Raw genomic sequence first — 19,628 nt, 5'->3', positions numbered from 1 at the left:
CTGTCTGAAGCACTCAGTTCCAGCGTCGCGCGGTTCGATAGAGACCGGAGACGCATTCTTTGATTCGATTCCCGGGGAGGGGAGACATGTCAAACAGAGTGAGTTGGATTCGCAAGCTATGCCTTGCGGCGGTGCCGGCCGTCGCTTTCGTTTCAGTTTCGGCGTCGATTGCCGATGAGGCGGGAACGCTGCGCATCGGCCAATCCGGAGAGTTTAGCGGGCAAGGCGTGGCGAAGGAAAATGCGCTTGGCGCGCAGCTTTATTTCGATTCCGTGAACAAGCGCGGCGGCGTCAATGGGAAGCAGATTGCGCTGATTTCGCTTGACGATGCGCGCGATTCGGAACGCACGATCGCGAACACGAAGAAGCTGATCAACGAACACAAGGTGCTGGCCCTGTTCGGGTATCGTTCGACGCCGAGCGTCGAGGCCGTCGTGCCGTTGATCCAGGCCGAAGGGGTACCGTTGATCGCGCCATTTACTGGCGCGCAGTCCATCCGGGGTCCAAAAGCCAAGATGGTCTACCACCTGCGAGCGAGCTACCAAACCGAAGCGATGCGCATTGTGGAGCACTTGGCGTCGTCGAGCATCAAGAAGATCGCCATCCTCTACCAGGAGGACTCGTTCGGCGAAGATGCGCTCGCGGGGTTTCAAGCCTCGTTGAAGGCACGCGGTCTGCAGCCGGTGGCGGTGGCAAGCTACGATCGCAAGACCATGGACCTCAAGCCGGCGGCCGCGAAGCTGGTGAAGGCCGAACCCCAAGTCATCGCGATGGCATGCACGCCGAAAGCGTGCGCGCAGTTCGTACGCATGCTGAAAAAGGATAACGTCGGGGTCAGTTTCGTGACGCTATCCAATACAACGACCGACGAGTTCCTCAAAGCCATCGATAAGGAAGGTCGCGGTGTCATCATTTCACAGGTGGTGCCCTATCCTTGGAACCCCATCTCGCCTGTGGTCAAGGAGTTTCAGCAACTCTTGCCGACGGCCAAGGAGCCGGTACCGTTGTCGTATGCGAGCCTTGAGGGATTCGTCGCGGCCAAACTGATGGTCGAAGCGATACGCCGCGCCGGGCGAGAGCCGACGCGTGCCAATCTCGTCGCTGCGCTCGACAGCCTGCCGGAAATCGACCTAGGCGGTATGACGGTCGACTACAAGAAGAACGGCACCGGAGACGGTTCGCGTTTCGTCGACATCACGATGATCGGTAAGGACGGGACGATCATCCACTAGCCCCGTCGGCCGGTTTCCCCGAAGCGGCCCGTCCAGAAACTAGCGCATGCAGTTTGCGTGCGAACTCTTCGTGCAGGCCATGGAGGCGGTCCAACTCCTCCATGGCCTGGCCCGTGTGCCCTTGGGAATGAAGCCGCAGCGCATCGGCGCCGAGATCGTGCATCCGACGATGGACTTCGGTGAGCTGCGCGAACGTAGCCTTGTGACCATGTCGCGATCGACCTTCGAATTCGAGCCATGTAGTAAACCGGCATTCGGACGATATGCCAGGTAAGTCGTCGCGTTCCCCACAGAAGAAAGCGCCGAGTGCCGTGATCCAAGCGCGATGCTCGACACCGGAAAAAAGCAGGGGAAGGTCGTCACGGCTGACCGTCTTTGCCGTACTCCATACCGAATCCGGACGCCATGATGCGGCCCAGCGCGGGATGTCCTCACCCGGCATCGGCCGGGCAATGCCGTATCCTTGTGCCAGCTCACATCCCAGTTGCAACAGCATGCGGCCGTGCTCAACCGTTTCCACCCCTTCTGCTATCGCCTGTCGACGGAAGGTTGTTGCGAGCGTCAACACGCCGACCAGGATGGCCAAGTCGTCGGGGTCGTCCAGCATGTCGCGCACAAAACTCTGATCGATCTTCAGCAGGTTGACGGAGAGTCGCTTCAGGTAGGTGAGCGACGAATAACCCGTGCCGAAGTCGTCGAGGGAGAAGGTCACGCCGAGTTGCCGGCAGGCGGCGATGACTTCCGAGACACGGGCGAGGTCTTCGAGCGCGCTGGTCTCCAGAACTTCCATTTCGAGCACGCCTTTCCCGATGGACGGATGCGCGGCGAGGATTCGTTCGAGCCGTTCGAGAAAATCGGCGTGTTGCAGCTGATAGGCGCCGACATTGACGCTGATCGGAACATCGAGTCCTTCTGCACGCCAGGCCTCGCATTGGCCGAGTGCGGTGTCGATCACCCAGTCGCCGATGTCGACGGCAAGCGGATGATTCTCGATGACCGGCAAAAAGTCCGCGGGTGGAATCAGGCCGCGTTCGGGATGTTGCCAGCGGATCAACGCTTCGACGCCGATCACTTTGCCGGTACGCATGTTCACTTTCGGCTGGTAGCGTAGGACGAATTCGCGCTCGCTCAGTGCGCGCCTGATGCGTTCGACGCTTTCGTGATGTCCGCGCACCGTACGATCCTGTTCGGCATCGAAAATGTGATAACGGTTCTTGCCCGCCAGCTTGGCTTGGTACATGGCCTGATCGGCTTGCCGAAGCAGTTGGTCCGCGTCGACGTCTTCGAGCTGCGGGTAGGTCGTGATTCCTAGACTCGCCGACACTTGCATGGAAACGTCGCCGATTGACACGGGCTGCGCGGCGGCGCTGAGCAGGCGGATGAGCATCGGTTCGCTGGCCGCCATGTCGGGCAAATCGAGCAAGACGGCAATGAACTCGTCACCGCCCAAACGGGCCAGTGTGTCGCCTTCGCGTAACGCTTTTTTCATCCGGCTGGCCAGGACGACGAGCAGCTGGTCGCCTGTCTGGTGGCCGTAGCGATCGTTGATCGCCTTGAAGCCATCGAGGTCGAGATAGACGACCGCCAGCGGCTTGCCATGGCGGGTGGATTGAACCATCGCCTGGTGCAGACGATCTGCGAGCAGCACGCGGTTGGGTAGAGTGGTTAGCGTGTCATAGTGGGCAATGTGTTTGAGTTGGCTTTCATGCTCCTTGAGTTCGGTGATGTCGGTCGAGATCCCGCAGAGCGCGTAGATTTCACCGTTTTCCCGGCGGAGAGGCAACTTGGTGGACTGGTAAATGCGACGCTCGCCGGTCGCAGAAACGAGGTTGTTTTCCTCGGCCCGTACGGTTTCTCCGCCGAGCAAAACCCGAACGTCATTCCGCCGGATATTGGCGGCCGTCGCGTCGGAGAAAAATCGCTCATCGCCGTGGCCCACAATGTCAGTCGCCTCCTTGAGCTGGAGAAGGTCCCGTACCGCCCGGTTGGCGAACAGGTATTTGCCCTGCATGTCCTTGAGATAGATGCAGGCGTCTACGTTCTCGAGGATAGTGAACAGACGGTTCTCGCTGGCGCGCAAATCTTCCTCCGCCTTACGCCGTTCGGTGATGTCGCGCGTGATCCCGTAGTAGCCGGTGACAGGCCCATCAGGCGCACGGCCAACAGTCACCAGGCTCTCGGTCCAGATAAGCCGTCCGTCCTTGCAACGCTGCTGCGCGATAATGGTGATCGGTTCGTCGTCATGCTGCCGCTCGTTGTCGCTCAGCCGTTGCCTGACCCTTTCCTTGACCGCCGCGACGCCCTCCTCAGTCATCATCGTCAGGACATGGCGGCCGATCACCTCATCGGCGGAGAACCCGCGCAGTCGTTCGTCGGCTGGGCTCACATAGGTGAAGCAGAAGTTGCGGTCGAGTTTCCAGATGATGTCCGAGACATTCTCGGACAGCAGGCGGTAATGCGTTTCGCTTTCCCGAAGCTTATCCTCCGTCGCGCGCAAGGCGGATATTTGGTTGTGCAGCGCCTCTCTTTGAGCCGCGATCTGATGCTGGTCGTCCTCGAGCAGCTGCCGCATCCGTTCGTAGGCGGCTGCCAGCTGTCCGATCTCGGCAAATTCGACTTTGTCGATCGCCACGGCGTGAAAATCGAGGTGCCCGATGCGATCGCTCGCCAGAACGAGCTCTTCCAGTGGGCGGGCGATACTCCCCGCCTGACGACGCGAGAACAGCAACACGCTCGCGAGAGCCAATGCCAGAGCACCGAGCAGCGGGCCCACCACGGACAACCAGTTCGGCACGAAATCCGATTCGGGAGCCAGCGTGGCGATCCACAACTTGCGGTCGCCGAGTTCATGTGAGTGAAAGCGCGCGAGCCAGCGTTCGCCCTCGGCTACGAAACTTACCGTTCCTTTTCGACTCGATTCTTCCCAAGCATCAAGGGCTGCGGCTAAGGCCGGCAGCGGTAATTCCCGAGCCGGCTTGAGGACCTCCTCCAGCCAGCGCGCGTCAACGGACGATTCCGACGGAGCGGGCAGTCCGAGGACGCGTAGGTCGTCCGTCAATACGGCGGCCATGCCTCGCACGCCCACATGGGCACTCATGGTGATTATGGAAAGGTCGCGTAGCTTGAGATCGACGCCGACGACGAAATCGCGCCCGTCACGCAACGAAAAAGCGAGTGCGCCGGTGATCCCCGGGTCGCCCGTCGTATAAAACGTATAGGGATCGGTCCAGCGCACGTCCTCGCGTTGTGCAATCGCCGCCTTGTACCAAGCGCGCTGCCGCGGATCGTAGTCGAGTGTCTTCCAGCTCCGCATGGACCGGCCACCCGCTTCCCGCTCGAAGAAGAGATGATCATTTCCCCAACGGCGAAGATCGGTCAGGCGGTTGGTCCAGCCGCCGTCGGGGCGTTGCAAGAGCATCCAGCCTTCACCGACCGACGTACCGGCAACGATCGAGGTCGCTTGCGGCAATGTTTGAAGGACGGGTTGGAAAATGCGGTTGAATTCGTCTGCCGAGTCGATGTCGGGCGGTCGTTGCTGCAACCAGCCGCGACTCATCTTGAGGATTTGCTCTGCCGGCTGGAACACGCCGTCCATCCCCGCTTCGAGTTGAGCCGCGGCGGCGGTGAATTGCTCCTCGGCAATTTGAGCCGCCATCGGTTGCAAACTGAACTCGTAATAGCCCGCGCCGACGAGGATGGCGGCGCTGCAAACCAACGTGCCTACGCGCAGTTCGAGACTGCGGCGTAGGGGGATGGCCGGGCGGGAACTATTGCTGCTCATCAATAGGCGTCGTGCGTCCTTTTTCAAGAAGAATACGCCGAACCGGTGCGGTGACCAATGGCGTCCCGTTTCGTCGTCGGCAGACCCGCTGGCCGGCCGCAACGAGCGGATCGATGGTCTCCAAGTGATGGTTGCGCGGCTCCGGATCGCCGCCCATACTTTTGCTTTTCGAGCCGACCGTAGAAGGAGGACATCATGAGCCTGACGATCACGTCGAGTGCGTTCGCGCATCAGGGATCGATACCGAAAAAACATACGTGCGAAGGCGCCAATGTGTCGCCGCCGCTGTCGTGGTCAGGGGTACCCGCCGGGGCGAAGAGCCTGGTGCTGATCGAGGACGACCCGGATGCACCGGATCCTGCCGCTCCGAAGCGCGTCTGGGTGCACTGGATTCTGTACAACATTCCGGCTACCTGCGAAGGTTTGCCGGAGGCCGTGAAAGATTTGCCGCCCGGGGCGCTGGAAGGATTGAACGACTGGCAGCGCACGGGGTACGGCGGCCCGTGCCCCCCGATCGGGCGCCACCGGTATTTTCACAAGCTCTACGCACTCGATACGATCCTGCCCGATCTCGGCACCCCTACCAAGAAGGCGTTGCTGGAGGCGATGGCCGGGCATGTCGTCGCGCAGGCGGAGTTGATCGGCACTTATCAGAAAGGGCAATGAGGCGCGTGCCGCGTTGCCATGCCTGTGGTGCTGCCGGGCCGGCTTTTTGCCGCGAAATCCGGTGGTGGCTCAACCGCCGCCACGATATTGAATGAGGCGACCATGAAGTACGTCAATCTCGCCGGCGAACAAGTGCCGGCTCTTGGGATGGGAACCTGGAATATCGGCGACTCGCGAGCGTCGCGGGCCGAAGAAATCCGCAGCCTGCAACGCGGGCTCGACCTCGAAATGCGCCTGATCGACACCGCCGAAATGTACGGCGAGGGCGCTTCCGAAATACTCGTTGGCGAAGCGATTGCGGGACGCCGCGACGAGGTTTTTCTGGTCAGCAAGGTGTATCCGCATAACGCCACGCGGCGGGGCACCATCGCGGCATGCGAACGCAGCCTCGCGCGCTTGCGCACCGACCGGCTCGACCTCTACTTGTTGCACTGGCGCGGTAATGTCCCGTTCGAGGACACGATCGCGGGATTCGAAGAATTGCAACGGGCCGGAAAAATCCGTCATTGGGGTGTCAGCAACCTTAATCTTGCTGACATGGAAGAACTTTGCGCGACGCCCGGTGGCGAGCGGGTCGCCACCAACCAGGTGTTGTATAACCTGACGCGTCGCGGCATCGAATGGGACTTGTTGCGCTGGTGTGTCGCACGCGGCGTTCCCATCATGGCGTATTCCCCGATCGAGCAGGCGCGCCTCGTGCGCGACCAACGCCTTGTCGCTCTTGCTCGCCGTGTCGGCGTTTCTCCAGCACAGTTGGCGCTGGCCTGGCTCCTTGCCAAGGACGGGGTGATCGCGATCCCGAAGGCAGGGCGCGTTGCGCATGTCGAGGAAAACCACGGTGCCCTGGCGTGCCTGCTCGATCGCGAAATCCACGCCGAACTCGATGCGCTGTTCCCGCCGCCGCGCGGTCCGCAACCGTTGGCCATGCTGTAGCACGAGAGAGCCTTTCGGCTCGCGCCGCCGCTAAACGTTCCAGACGCGTTTGAGGACGGAGATCATGCCCACCGTGGAGGGGTTCGACTCCTCGCTGGCACGGAAGACGAACACGAGTTGCGTGGTGAGGCTTACGTGCGGCCAGATGAAGAACTCGCCATCGGCGGCCATCGACGTCGCCACTTCCTCGCGCATCAGCGCGAGCCCGAGGCCCGAGCGAACCATGCCCTCGATCGCAGAGAGCTGGTCGCATTCGACGACCACGTTCGGCGTCACGCCTTGATTGGCGAACATCGCGTTCTGGATTTGACGCACATGGCTGCGTGCCGGCGGCGCAATCCATGGCATGCCAGCGACATCGCGCCAGCCGGCTTTGCCGAGCGCTTCGGCGAGCGGCGTGGGGGCGACGACGACATACGTGACACCGCGCAGCTTGATCGCCGACAGCTCTTGGGGAACGGCATCGGCAACACAAAAACCGGCGTCGCATTCGGCGCTGGCTACACGCTCCAGGACTTCCTCCGAAGAGCAGTTCGAGGTCTTGAGTTGCAGCAGCGGGAACGCGCTGCGCAACCCGCTCAGGAAACCGCCGATACGCAGAAACTCGACGTCATCGACGAGGGCGAAGTTCAGGCTGCCCGTGACTTCGCCCTTAATGGCTTTGGCATGGCTCAAGAGAGCGCTGAAGTCGGCGAGCACTTTTTCAGCATGCGGCAGCAGCGCTTCTCCCGACTTCGTGAGTTCGATGCGGCCAGGGGTGCGGCGGAACAGGGCAATCCCGAGTTCCTGCTCCATCGTCTTGATATGCCCGGTCACGGCGGGCTGCGTGACGTGCAGCACCTCCGAGGCGCGGGTGACGTGCCCGAGGCGGGCGACGGTAACGAAAGTCCGGATCCTCAGGATGTCCACGTAGGCACCATTGGCCGTCCCTGTCGGCCCAGGTTGTTCGACAAGAGCTCGGCCGTCGCTGCGCGTCTTGCGTGCGCGCATTGGCAACGACCGGGAATTGACCCGAAGTTCGTAGCGGCTGTTCGCGAATACCCGGTTTTACGCATTCACGAACCTGATCTGGCTGATTTCGATACCCAATAACACCTCGCTCCCTACCGGCATCGGTAGCGTTGCCGTGCGGTGCGGCAGGTCGCAGACGACGGTTTCGTCGCCGACGCCGACGCTGTAACGCAAATAGCCGCCGCGGAACTCACTACGAAAGATACGCCCGTTCATCCAGAGATAGTCGGCGTCATGGGCGCTGCTGTCGTAGGGCGCGACGTGTACCGAGGAGGGGCGGAAGCACGCATAGGCGCGCCCTGGCGCGGGAACGCGCAGCCGGTCCAGTAGCGGCACCGAGCCGGTTGCGTCGGAATAGAAACAGGCGGCGCCCGCTTCGTCCTCTTCAATGCTGCCAGCGATCAGATTCGCCGTTCCTACCGAATTGGCGACAAAGGTATCGAACGGATAGTCGTAAAGAGCCGGCGGCGAACCGATCTGCTGGATACGTCCATCGCGGATGACGGCGATTCGGTCGGCGACGCTCAGCGCCTCCTCCGGGTCGTGCGTGACCATGATCGTGGTGATGCCGAGTTTGCGCTGCAAGGACTGAATGTCGCGGCGCAGATGAATACGGAACGGCTGGTCGAGCGCGGACATCGGCTGATCGAGCAGAAGGATGCGCGGTTCGACCACGAGCGCGCGGGCGATGGCCACCTTTTGCTGCTGGCCGCCCGACAGTTCGCCGGGGTAGCGCTGCGCGAGTTCGTCGAGGCCGACGAGCTTGAGCATGAAGTCGACCTTGCGGCGGATATCGGCTTCGGGAACGCCCTGGCGGACGAGTCCGTAGCTGACCGTCTCGTACACCGTCATATGCGGCCACAACCCCAGACTCTGGAAAACCATGCCGACGCCACGCTTTTGTGGCGGCTTGGAGGAGACCGGATCGCCGTCGATCAGAAGTTCGCCACTATCCGGTGTTTCCAGCCCCGCAACGACGCGCAGGAAGGTGGTCTTCCCCGCGCCCGAGGGGCCGAGGATGCAGAAAAACTCGCCGGACTCGATCCGCAGATCGATGCCGGAAAGAATGCGCTTGTCTCCGTGCGACAGCGAAACCCCTTTCGCTTCGATCGAAGAACGTTTCAGAACCAGCATTCTCGCGCTCCCGCAAGTTTCAGTTTTCTGGTCGGAGCTTGGGCTCCGACGCCTCGTTGTTTCATCACTACCTCGCCAAGCCGTCCTTCTGGGCGAGCACCACGGCGGCTTTCAAGTCGCTCAACGCCGCCCCCAGGCCTGGGACCGTCCGTCGCGCCGAGGCTACCATCCACCCGATCGCCAGCACGGTGCCGATACACGCGGCAAGCACGACGCCGTAGGCCATGCCGACACCGAATTCTCCAATACCGATACGGTCGATCATATACGTGGTCGCCACCTGGTTCTCGGCCGACGAAAGCAAAAGCACCGAACCGAGCATCGTCATCGAGCGCACGAAGCCGTAGGCCACCGAGACGACGAAGGTCGAGCGCAACGTCGGCGCGACTACCTTCGCGAACGTCGTCAGGGCGCCGGCGCCGAACAGGCCGGACATTTCGATCTGCGCCGAGTCCATCCGGCGCAAGGCGACGCCGCCAAAGCGCATGCAGACGGCGAGATTGCGCAAGAGCATCGCGAGCAGGATCAGCGTCCAGGCGCCCACGCTCGTCAGGCCGAAGCGCCCGAACGCGAGCAGGAAACCGGCGCCGATGACGACACTTGGAACGGAGAGAATGTAGGACGAAATGGATTCGATCGTGCGTGCGCCGCGCAGGCCGCCGCGCTGCAGGACCCAGACCATCGCCATCCCGATCACGCCGCCGAGCGGGGCAATCAGGAAGGCGCACGAGAGGCTCGCGATCAGCGAATCCCAGCCGGAGCCGGTCAGGTGCACGCCGTCCTGAGCGACGAGAACACCGAAGCCGCGTACGAAGTTCTCCAGCGTGAACGAGCGGTCCGCGATCCCGCCTTCAGAGAAAGCACCGACGACGAGCAGCGCGTAAATCGCCACGAGCGTCAGGACGCAGAGTGTGAGCAATGCACCGAAGATTCCACGCAGAGGAGCCGGCAACTCGTAACGGCAACGTTCGCGACTTTCCGGCAGGGTGGTGTTGCCCCGCCAGCGGTGGCGCGCCAGATATTCCTTTACGACGGCCATGGTGAGCGCGATGCCGACCAAAAGCAGAGCCGGTACGCCTGTCATTTCGCCGGAGGCGATCTCCGTGCTGCTCGAGTAGAAAAGTTCCGTCGCCAACACGCGTAGCTTGCCGCCGATAACCAGCGGATTGCCGATGTCGGAAAGCGTCTCGACGAAGACGACCAGCATGGCTACCGCCAGCGGGTCGCGCAGCGCCGGCAGTATCACGGTACGCAAGACATCGGTATCGGAGGCGCCGAGGAATTTCGCCGCGTCGATCTGTTCGCGACCGAGCGAATCGAGCGCATTCAGCAGCAGAAAATACGCGAGCGGGAAGAAGACAAGCACCTGCGCCATCATCACCCCGTAGCCACCGAAGAACCAACGCGACCGGGTAATGCCGAGCGTCGCTTCGAGGACGATGGTGACGATGCCGGCCTGCCCGAACAATTGTGCGAGCCCGAGGCCGACCAGAAAGGGCGGGGTGATCATCGGCAGGCAAACGAGGACCGCGACCCACTTGCGCAGCTTGCGGTTGCTGCGGTGTACGAAAAGCGCCAACGATAACCCTAGGGCTCCAGCCAATGTGGACACGATGACGCCGAGGCCGATCGAATTGACCGCGGAGCCGCAGCCACCGTTGCCGGTGAGGCACCCCAGGCTCCAGTATCGCGAAGCAAGGAGGCTGGCGATTCCCGCCGACATGTTCGGCATGGCGGTGCCGGTGCGATGCCATACGAGACTCCAGGCACCGGCCACCGGGACGCCGATGAAGACGATCAGTGCCGTTACCCAGAACGCCGCGGCGAGGGCGGCGCGCCAGGGTCGGCGTTCGCGGGCCAATGTGCGCGCAAGGGTGTTTTCCAGCGTACCGAGCGAGGCGACGAGCGCGGCGAGGGCTGCCGCCGCGAGCACCATCGGCACAAGGAAATCGTGATGGCTCGCAGAGGGCCAAGTGCGGGTAGCCAGCGCACTGAAGAGCATCGAAGCCGAACCGAAGATACCGAGCGACGCGGCACCCACACGGATCGACGTGCGTACTCCCGCCTGCAGCGTGCTGAAGACCGGGACGGCCCATAGCAGGACGGCGATAACGAAGGCCACTTCGCCAATGCCCCACAAACCGGCGAATGCCGTCAGCAGATCGCTGTCCTTCGCCTGTAGCGCACCGGGGGAAAGCGCGAACGCCGTTCCGGCAGCCGCCATCGAAAACGAGCCGAGCGCCACTACACGCCAAAGCGCCCGCCATAGCGCGAGCACCTCACGCTTGGCGGGATGAGCCCTTTGAGCCGCGGCGTCAGTCGTTCTGCGGTACATTGATTTCGTTGATCCAGCGGGAAAGCAGTCGTTTGCGGATCTGCGACGATCCGAAGCGTCGATGGTCGTAGGGCGTGAGCAAGGTCTGGCTTGGGTCGAGAATGCGCGCCTCCGGTGCCACGTGCTTGTTCGACGGGTACTGAAAAGCTCCCACCTTTCGCGCCAACGTCTGCGCCTCCGCGCTGAGCGCCCATTCATAAAAGCGCTTGGCTTCATCGAGATTCGCAGCGCCGGCGATCAGCGACAGCGAACCGATCTCGGCGACCGTGCCTTCGCATGGAGACTCGAACTCCAGGTCGGCGCCCCGCTCGCGGGCAGCAATCGCGTCGTGCATGAAACCAATGGCTACCGAACCTTCGCCGCGCACGATGTTTTCGATGCTGCCGCGGCCGCCATGCGTGTACTGGGCGACGTTCTTGTGCAGGCGCTTCAAGTAGTCGTTGCCCGCCTCTTCGCCGAAGAGTTGCGTCAAGGCCGAGATGATCATGTACCCCGTGCCGGACGACGTCGGATTGCCCATCATCACCTGCTGCCTGAATGGCTCGGCGAGCAGGTCGCGCCAGCAGCGCGGCGGTTCCGCACCGATACGCTTGAGTTGGTCCGGGCGGAACGCGAAGCCCAGTACGCCGGAATAGAGTCCAACGGTGCGGTATCCCGCACGGCGGGCCTGCGCCTGCGCCCAGGGCTGCAGATCGTCGAGGATGGGTGACCGGTATTCGAGCGTGAGGCCGCGCTCGGCGGCCTGCAGATGCGGATCGCCAGTTCCGCCGAACCAGACGTCGGTGCGCGGGTTGTTGCGTTCGGCGAGCAGCATGGCGAGTGCCTCGATGCTGCTGCGGTGGATCATCGTCATGCGTACGCCGGAAACGCGCTGATACTCGTTGCGCACGAGCTCGCACCACTCGATCTGCACCGAACAGACGACGTTGAGCCGGCGCGCCTGCGCGTGCGCCGTGTTGGACAGGGCGAAACCAAAGAGGGAAGCGAAAACCAGCGCCCCTAGCCCGATACCCGGCAGGTAGTCCTTGAGCTTACCCATTGCGTCCTGTTTCTTCCCGCGCCGGTGCCGCGGGGTTCCTAGCCGGTGGTGGCCGGAGAGATTATCGCCCGGGAACCGCCTGACGCACAGTCGTAGGATTCGAGGCGGTCGATGAGGTCGGCGATGGCGCTTTCGGTATGGCCGTTCGTGATGATGTCGGCGTAGGCCTTCACTTCGGCCAGCGCACTTTCCGGCGCTGCGGCGATGTCCGCCTCGCACAGCATCTCAACGTCATTCGTATAGTCGCCGATGGCAACGACACAACGTGGTGTCGGCTGCAACTTTTCCTTCAGCCACTTTAGTGCGGAACCTTTGGTGACGCCGGGGGCCGTCAGCTCGAAGTAGCGGGCACCGGAATGCGTCTTGTGCACCTGCGTCCCCAAGGGATCTTCGCCCAGCATCGCTTCGATGGCAGCGATTTCCTCGGGAAGGTCGGTGCAGAACAGCACTTTCAGCCAGTCGTCGACGATGGCCTCGAGCGGCTTGTTCTCGAAATACTGAGCTTCGCGAACGGCCAACGTGTCCGGCCGTGCGCTCGGGTTCACCTGTGCGAAAGGCCCACCCATGAAGACCTGCACATTGACGCCCGGGAACTTTGCCATCACTTTGCGCAGAAAGGCCTCCGTAAGCGGCCGATCGAGGACCGCCTTGTAGATGAAGCGGCCAGTGGACCAGTCGTAGATGGCGGCGCCGTTGTAGAGAATCCACGGCGAAGTCATCGGCAACCCTTCTGCAAAGGGAATCACATTCAATTCGGTGCGCCCCGTTGCACCGAGAAAACGGCCGCCCTCCGCGATGAAGCGGCGGACGGCGCGCACATTCTCGGGCGAGACGCTGTGCTGGTGGTCGATCAGCGTGCCGTCGAAATCGGAAACCAGCACGTAGCCATCAAACTTGCCCATCCATTCTCCCCAAAAATCGTACTTGTCTTTCGTCTGCCGTCTACATCGACAGTTCCCGGTTTCCGGAAAGCTTGAAGAAGATGAGCAGCGAAATGATCGTTGTTACCGTGAGCACCGACGACAAGGCGGCGGCCGTCCCGTAGCTGGCGCGGATGACCTCCGTGTAAATCGCCACCGACATCGTGCGCGTTTCTCCTGTGTAGAGAATTACCGACGCGCTTAGCTCGTTGATCACCGTGATCCAGCTCAGGATGGCGCCCGCGAGCACGCCGGGCAGCATCATGATTGCCGTCACCTTGAAGAAGGTCTTCATCGGCGAACAGCCAAGGCTGATCGACGCTTCCTCAACGCTCGGGCTAATCTGGTAGAGGATCGCCGCGCTTGAGCGCAAAGTGTAGGGCAGCCGGCGCACAACAAAGGCCAGGATGATGATGATCGCGGTGCCGCTCAGGATCACCGGCGGCTTGTTGAACGCCAGCAGCAAGGTGATGCCGAGCACCGAACCCGGGATGATGTACGGGAACATCGTGAAGGTGTCGATGATCGACGTGACCAGGTTCCGTCGCCGTGTCGCCAGGTAGGCGATGAACATGCCGAGAAGCACGATCGCCACGATGGCGGCGAGCCCGTACAGGTACGTGTTCGTGATGGCCGCGCCCAGCTTGTCGAAGATGATGCGATAGCTGTCGAGCGAGAAGCCTGGAGCGAACATCACGCCATTCACGTTCATGAACGAGGTGTAGATGACCGTGAGCTGGGGAATGATCGAGAGGAACACCAGCGCGTAGATGAAGGTATGCGCGAAAACGTTGGGAACCGGCGCGAGGTCAGTCGGTTTCATCGGCCGCAGCGCGCTCATCGTGAAGGACTTCTTGTTCACCACGTATTTCTGGCCGAGGAAGATCAGGCACGTGATGACCACCATGATCGCCGCCAGCGCCGCTGCGAAATTGGCTTGGCCGCCCATTTCGCTGACGAACTCGGAGTAGATCAGTACAGGCATGACGACGAAGCCTTCGCCGATCAGCATCGGCGTACCGAAGTCCGCCAAAGCGTTCATGAAGACGAGCAGGCCACCGGCAAGGACGGTTGGCGTGATCAGCGGCAGCACAATCGTGAACACCTTCTTGATCGGGTTGCATCCCAGGCTTTCGGCCGCTTCGCTGAGCGAGACGTCAATGCTCTTCAGGGCACCTGAGACGTAGAGGTACACGAACGGGTACAGCTTCAGCGTGAGTACGAGCAGGATACCCGTGAAGCCGTAGATCGTCGGCACGCTGATGCCAAGCTGCTCGGAGAAGAACTTCGTGACGAGGCCGCTGCGGCCGCCGAGCAGAATCCACGAATAGGCGCCGATGAACGGAGGCGAGAGCATCGAGATGATGACCAGCACATCGATGAGCCGCTTGCCGCGAATGTTGAAGGCGGAGGTGAGGTAGGCCATCGGCGCACCGATGAGGATCGCCAGAACCGTTACGCAGGACGTCACGCTCAAGCTATTGAGCAAGGCCCGGTAGTAATACCGCTTCTTGAAGAAGGCCGCGTAGTGCGAGAGCGTCATACTGCCGGTCTCGGAATCCAGGAAGCTGCTGGCGAAAAGCGAGAAGAGCGGATAGACGAGGAACAGAATGAACAGTCCGGCGATGACCAGCGTCGCCCAGAACCAGAAGTCGCGGGAAGAGGCGGACAGTTTCATGACCCGGCTCCCGCGCTGACGGTGCCATCGGCGCGTTCTCCTTGACGGCCGACGTCTGCGTGCCCCGTATGCGTTGCGAGGCGGATGACCGAGCCCGCCTTGGCGTCGCGCATCAGCGTATCGCCGCCGGTTGTGAACACGTTGATCTTCTCCGGGTTCACTTCGAGGTACACCATGTCGCCCGGCTGGTAAATCGTCTTCGCCGTGCCGATGTCCTGTGAGAATTCAATCGCGGCCTGGTCGGGAAGGAGACCGGCGGTGGTAAAGGCCAACTCGTAGTTTACGTACCGGCCGAGGAAGGTTGTTTTGACCACGCGGGCGGGCAAGCCGCGGCCGGACTCGGAAAGATGGAATTCCTCCGGCCGCACGCCCGTCACCGTGGCGCCCGCCGGCGCGTCCTTGCGAACGTGGCCGCCCATGTTGACGGCATAATCGGGAGTGAAGCGCAATTCCTGGCCGGCAAGCGTGGTCTTGAAGAGATTCGAGTGGCCGATGAATGTGGCGACAAAAATGTTGCTCGGGCGCGAGTAGATGACTTGCGGCGCGTCGATCTGCTGGATGACGCCTTCGCGCATGACCGCGATACGGTCCGAGATACAGAGCGCCTCTTCCTGGTCGTGCGTTACGTAAACCGTGGTGATGCCGACTTTCTTCTGGATGTCGCGGATGGCTCCGCGCATTTCGACGCGCAGTTTCGCATCCAGGTTCGAGAGCGGCTCATCCATGAGCAGCACGCTCGGGTGCACCACGATCGCGCGAGCGAGCGCCACCCGCTGCTGCTGACCGCCGGAAAGCCTTTCTGGCAAGCGGTCCTGGTATTCCTCAATGCGCACCGTCTTGAGCATTTCTTCGACTCGGCGCGTCTTTTCGTCTTTCGACAGCTCGCGGAACTGCAAGCCGTACTCGACGTTTTTCCTGACCGTGAGATGCGGAAAGATCGCGTAGTTTTGGAACACCATGCCGATGTTGCGCTTGTGCGCCGGGATGGCGTTGATGACCTCGTCGTCGAAGCGGATCTTGCCGGCCTCGATGCTGTTGAAGCCGGCGATCATGCGCAGCAGCGTCGTCTTGCCGCAACCGGACGGGCCGAGGAGAGTAAAGAACTCGCCGTTCTCGATGTCCACCGAGAGGTCGGGAATGATCGTGACTTCGCCGTATTTCTTGACTACGTTTTCTACATGGATCGATACACTCACGGAATTTCTCCAAATGCTTGGACCGGCGGGAATACAGGGCTCCCGGGACGGGCGCGAGGCGGCCATCGGCCACTCCCCGCGCCATGTTCAGGGCGCCGGATCGCCGGCGCCGCGGGCGTTGCCGCTTACTGGCTGGTGTAGATGTCCTTGAACTTCTCGAGCCAGAGGCGCTTGCTCTTGTTCACGACTTCGTCGTTGCCCTTGATCAACTTGATGCTCGCCATCGGGGCCAACCCGTCGGTCGCCGGCGCGTCCTTGCGCACGGAGCGGCGGTTGAGCTGCGTCGCGATCATCGTCTGCGTCTCCTTGCTGGAGAGAAAGTCGATGAACTTCTTCGCGTTTTCGAGGTTCTTGGCGCCTTTGATGATCGCTGAGCCGTCGGTCTGCGAGATCACGCCTTCGTTCATGTAGACGATCTTCACCGGAGCCTTCGATTTCACGTACGTTGCCGCGCCTTCTTCGAAGGTCAGGCCGACCGTGTATTCGCCATCGGCGACACCCTTGTAGACGGCGGAGGAACCGGAGAGCAGCTTGCCGTCGAGGTTCTTGGCGAGGGCTTCAACATAGGACCAGCCCTTGTCCGGGTCGCCCTTGCCCATCGCGTAGAGCATGTTGATCAGGTGTTCGAACGACGAGGACGACTTGGACGGATCGGCAAAAGCGATCTTGCCCTTGAGTGCGGGGTTAAGAACGTCCTGATAGCCCTCGACCTTGATGTTGCCGATCAGCTTGGTGTTCACCATGATCACGCTCGGGATCTGAGTGAACGCCGTGACGCGGCCGTCGGTGTTCTTGAGGTTGTCGAAGAAGCCGGATTCTTCGGGCGTGCGATAGGTTTCAAAGAACTTGCGCGAGGGTTCGAGAGTGGACATCGAGCCGCCCCACATCACGTCGGCCAGCGGGTTGGAGGTTTCCGCCTCGACGCGCTTGAGCAGTTCGCCCGTACCTGCGGCGACGACTTCCGCGCGGATGCCGGTTTCCGCCTCGAACTTCTTCACGATCGGCTCGATGAAGACGAGGGGATGCGGACAATAAACGACGAGCTTCTTGGACGGTGTTTGCGCCTGTGCTGACCCGAGCATGGCGGCCGCTACCGCGACCCCACACAGCACCCGAATTGCTTTTTTCATGATGGATCCTTCGAAAACAAAAGTGGAAGGGAAGAAAATGCAGCAATCCGATGGTAGGTTTCCGGTATGGGCGCGTCCAATCAGTAATCGTGATGGCGGCAATTAGAACCGGGCTGGAGTACGCCGGAGCCTTGCACGGCAATGCCGCCGAGGGATGGGTTTCACCCGCGGGTCGGGGCTCCAGGTCGGAGAACGCCGACAACAGCTGGCGACGATTCAGCTCCCCGACGCTTCGATCGGCCGCTTTACCGGCAGCCAGATCGTGAAGGTCGTTCCCTCACCTGCCGTACTCTCAACGTCGATACGCCCGCCGTGCTTCTGAACGATCCCATAGGAAACCGACAGTCCGAGGCCCGTCCCCTTGCCCACGGGTTTGGTCGTAAAGAACGGGTCGAAGATCTTCGTCATCAGCTCGGGCGCAATGCCGGCGCCGGTGTCGGCGATCGATATCCACACCTGATCGCCCTGCTGTCCGCTGCGTAGGGTGATCCTTCCGCGCTCCGCGATGGCTTGCGCGGCGTTGACCAGCATGTTCATGAAAACCTGATTGAGCTGCGATGGCAGGCATTGGACGAGCGGGAGCGTCCCGAATTCGCGCACCACCTCGGCCTTGAACTTCAGCTCGTTCCACACCACGTTGAGCGTGCTCTCCAACCCGGCGTGCAGGTCGGCCCACACCCAGTCGTTGCTGTCGAGCCGCGAAAAGTCGCGCAGATCATGCACGATGCGGCGGACGCGCGCCGTACCATCGATGGATTTAGCAATCAGTTTGCCGATGTCGTCGCGCAGGTATTCGAAGTCCATGCGCCGACGCTGGTCGGCGATCGCTTGTTGCAGCGAGGGTTCGCACGCCTGTTGCGATTGGCTTTCTTCGTACAGGCCGATGAGCTGGAGCAGATCGTCGACATACGACTTCAATGTCCCGAGATTGGAATTCACGAAACCGATGGGGTTGTTGATCTCGTGCGCGACACCGGCGGCAAGCTGGCCGATCGAAGCCAGCTTCTCGGACTGCAGTAGTTGGTTGTGCGCTTCCTCGAGCTTCTGGATCAAGGCGCGCTGCTCTTCCTTTTCGTGCTCGAGTTCCACGAGCGCACGCTTGCGGTCCTCGATCTCGATTTCCATCTGGGCCTTCGTGTACTGCAGGGCCCGATTGATCCTCTCGTTTTCGTGCAAAGCCGCTTCGAGCGCTTCGGTTCGTGAGCGGACCTGCCCTTCGAGCACGATTGCCGTCTGGAAGAGGCCGAAGTCCGAGCCCTGGGTGCTCCGTTCCGCCCGGTTCATCAGAGCGTTTACCATCTTGTTGAGACGGGCGATCTCGGCGCGCAACGCTTGTTCGCGTGTATCCGGATCGGAGCACCATGCATCGTCAGGCATCGTCGCTCCCGCGCGTTCCGAGTGCGATACCCGTCAACGTCTGATTGACATGCACGCCCCGGAACTGTTCGCCGTAGGTGCTGAAGCCGACGACGTGATGTTCGTCGAACAGCCGGCTGACCTCGCTTTTTAGCCCCGATTGCGCGATCTCGATGTTGCGCAAAACGCAATCGCAGGCGAGCACCGCTTGCGGCGGCCCGATTTCCTGCACGAGGCCGGCGAAGGTGCGATTCAGGTTGTCGAGCAGATCCACGCCGTGCGCGACCCGGAGCACCAGGCCTTCCTCGATGGCGCAGAAGAAAGTCAAGCTGCCGTCCGGATTGGCTCTCTGGATCGAGCGCACATAGTCCGTCCCGTCGAGGATCACAACGACCGGCGAACTGGCGAAGTTGAAAGCCCCCAGATTCTCCTTCGGCACGCCGATCACTCGCGCATACTCTTCGGCAGCCGGCAAGCCGTTGACCTCCTTGACGAGGCGCCGCGATGGGTCGGCCTCCGTCACCACGAGCCGTTCCTTGCTGCTTACGAAATGCTGGGTCTTGAAGACGCGGAAAGGAAACGGCGTGCTGATCAGCACCAGCACAGCGCTGTCATCATGAAAGCGGTCGCCGTGATAGACACGTGTGCGTTTGAACTCCAAGTCGTCCGCCGCAGAACCGCCGATCAGCGGGATACGGGCAAGGGCGGTTTGAAACGTGTGCACCACCGGCTCCTCGCGTACGGACAGCCCGTCGACCATCAGGAAGGCGAACACATTAGCCACGTCCGGTGCTGCCGAGGTGTTTTCGATCTGCAGCAACAGTGTGCGAGCGAACGCCTGACCCTCGGCAATGCTGAAATCCTGCAGGCCTTCGAAGAGCCCGACGGCCGCCTTGAAAGAGCCGGTGGGAAAACTGATCCCGGAAAGACTGTGATCGCGATAGCCGGATGGGCCGATCTCGCCGGCCGTGGTGCAGCCGACGACGCGTACGCCGGGAAAACGGAGCTTCATTTCGCTGGCCAACGCATCGAGATCGTAATGGCTGGAGCAGAAGAAAACGACGAGCTCGCACTCGTCTTGTGCCACGGCGGCATGGAATTCGCGTACGGCCTGCCGCGCGTCGGAAGCCAATGAATGCCCCGTGCGCACGAACTGTCGTGGTGGCACTCCGTCCCTTTTGTCGTCAATGGTCATGGACGACCTCCCTAATCGATGC

General features: G+C 61.6%; 14 protein-coding genes. 3 read left to right on the top strand and 11 right to left on the bottom strand.

Annotation, left to right across the window (positions count from 1 at the left end; all coding sequences use genetic code 11):
* The first annotated feature begins 86 nt into the window (after positions 1–86).
* Entirely contained in the window at positions 87–1,232 is a 1,146-nt protein-coding gene (locus tag NZ453_RS11520; protein ID WP_263770729.1) for an ABC transporter substrate-binding protein, read from the top strand.
* On the opposite strand, the gene NZ453_RS11515 is transcribed toward NZ453_RS11520, so the two are convergent.
* A complete protein-coding gene (locus NZ453_RS11515) occupies positions 1,222–5,013 on the bottom strand; it encodes an EAL domain-containing protein (protein WP_263770728.1) in 3,792 nt (1,263 codons plus the stop codon). The genes NZ453_RS11520 and NZ453_RS11515 overlap by 11 nt on opposite strands.
* A gap of 195 nt (positions 5,014–5,208) precedes the next feature.
* On the opposite strand from NZ453_RS11515, the gene NZ453_RS11510 reads away from it, so the two are divergent.
* Positions 5,209–5,679: a YbhB/YbcL family Raf kinase inhibitor-like protein gene (locus NZ453_RS11510; protein WP_263770727.1), complete on the top strand. Its 471-nt coding sequence runs from the start codon at positions 5,209–5,211 to the stop codon at positions 5,677–5,679.
* Between the two features lie 102 nt (positions 5,680–5,781).
* Entirely contained in the window at positions 5,782–6,612 is an 831-nt protein-coding gene (locus NZ453_RS11505) for an aldo/keto reductase (protein WP_263770726.1), read from the top strand.
* A gap of 30 nt (positions 6,613–6,642) precedes the next feature.
* On the opposite strand, the gene NZ453_RS11500 is transcribed toward NZ453_RS11505, so the two are convergent.
* The 10 genes from NZ453_RS11500 to nosP all read right to left on the bottom strand — a co-directional run bounded on the left by NZ453_RS11500 (position 6,643) and on the right by nosP (position 19,606).
* Complete coding sequence (locus tag NZ453_RS11500; RefSeq protein WP_263770725.1) at positions 6,643–7,602, bottom strand: LysR family transcriptional regulator; 960 nt, start codon at positions 7,600–7,602, stop codon at positions 6,643–6,645.
* A 57-nt stretch (positions 7,603–7,659) separates the two neighbouring features.
* A complete protein-coding gene (locus tag NZ453_RS11495) occupies positions 7,660–8,757 on the bottom strand; it encodes an ABC transporter ATP-binding protein (protein ID WP_263770724.1) in 1,098 nt (365 codons plus the stop codon).
* A gap of 67 nt (positions 8,758–8,824) precedes the next feature.
* Positions 8,825–11,092, bottom strand: a complete 2,268-nt coding sequence (locus NZ453_RS11490) for an ABC transporter permease (RefSeq protein WP_263770723.1) — start codon at positions 11,090–11,092, stop codon at positions 8,825–8,827.
* The gene (locus NZ453_RS11485) at positions 11,073–12,131 is read right to left on the bottom strand and encodes an ABC transporter substrate-binding protein (RefSeq protein ID WP_263770721.1); all 1,059 of its coding nucleotides are present in this window, start codon (positions 12,129–12,131) and stop codon (positions 11,073–11,075) included. Before NZ453_RS11485 ends, NZ453_RS11490 begins: the two co-directional genes overlap by 20 nt.
* Positions 12,132–12,169: 38 nt before the next feature.
* Positions 12,170–13,033 (bottom strand): HAD family hydrolase, encoded by an 864-nt coding sequence (locus NZ453_RS11480; protein ID WP_263770719.1) that lies wholly within the window; start codon positions 13,031–13,033, stop codon positions 12,170–12,172.
* 40 nt (positions 13,034–13,073) lie between these two features.
* Positions 13,074–14,729 carry an ABC transporter permease gene (locus tag NZ453_RS11475; protein WP_263770718.1) on the bottom strand — a complete coding sequence of 552 codons (1,656 nt, stop codon included), beginning with the start codon at positions 14,727–14,729 and terminating at the stop codon, positions 13,074–13,076.
* Positions 14,726–15,925: an ABC transporter ATP-binding protein gene (locus NZ453_RS11470; protein ID WP_263770717.1), complete on the bottom strand. Its 1,200-nt coding sequence runs from the start codon at positions 15,923–15,925 to the stop codon at positions 14,726–14,728. Before NZ453_RS11470 ends, NZ453_RS11475 begins: the two co-directional genes overlap by 4 nt.
* Positions 15,926–16,050: 125 nt before the next feature.
* Positions 16,051–17,055 carry an ABC transporter substrate-binding protein gene (locus tag NZ453_RS11465; RefSeq protein WP_263770716.1) on the bottom strand — a complete coding sequence of 335 codons (1,005 nt, stop codon included), beginning with the start codon at positions 17,053–17,055 and terminating at the stop codon, positions 16,051–16,053.
* Between the two features lie 216 nt (positions 17,056–17,271).
* A complete protein-coding gene (locus tag NZ453_RS11460; protein WP_263770715.1) occupies positions 17,272–18,432 on the bottom strand; it encodes a histidine kinase in 1,161 nt (386 codons plus the stop codon).
* Positions 18,425–19,606 (bottom strand): nitric oxide-sensing protein NosP, encoded by a 1,182-nt coding sequence (nosP, locus tag NZ453_RS11455; protein WP_263770714.1) that lies wholly within the window; start codon positions 19,604–19,606, stop codon positions 18,425–18,427. The genes NZ453_RS11460 and nosP overlap by 8 nt, the downstream gene beginning before the upstream one ends.
* Between the last annotated feature and the right edge of the window lie 22 nt (positions 19,607–19,628).

It is taken from the genome of Propionivibrio soli (genome assembly GCF_025770765.1).
In the GTDB taxonomy this organism is placed as follows: domain Bacteria; phylum Pseudomonadota; class Gammaproteobacteria; order Burkholderiales; family Rhodocyclaceae; genus Propionivibrio; species Propionivibrio soli.
The sequence above is the reverse complement of the archived record's forward strand: the minus strand, read 5'-3'. Positions and strand labels throughout refer to the sequence as shown.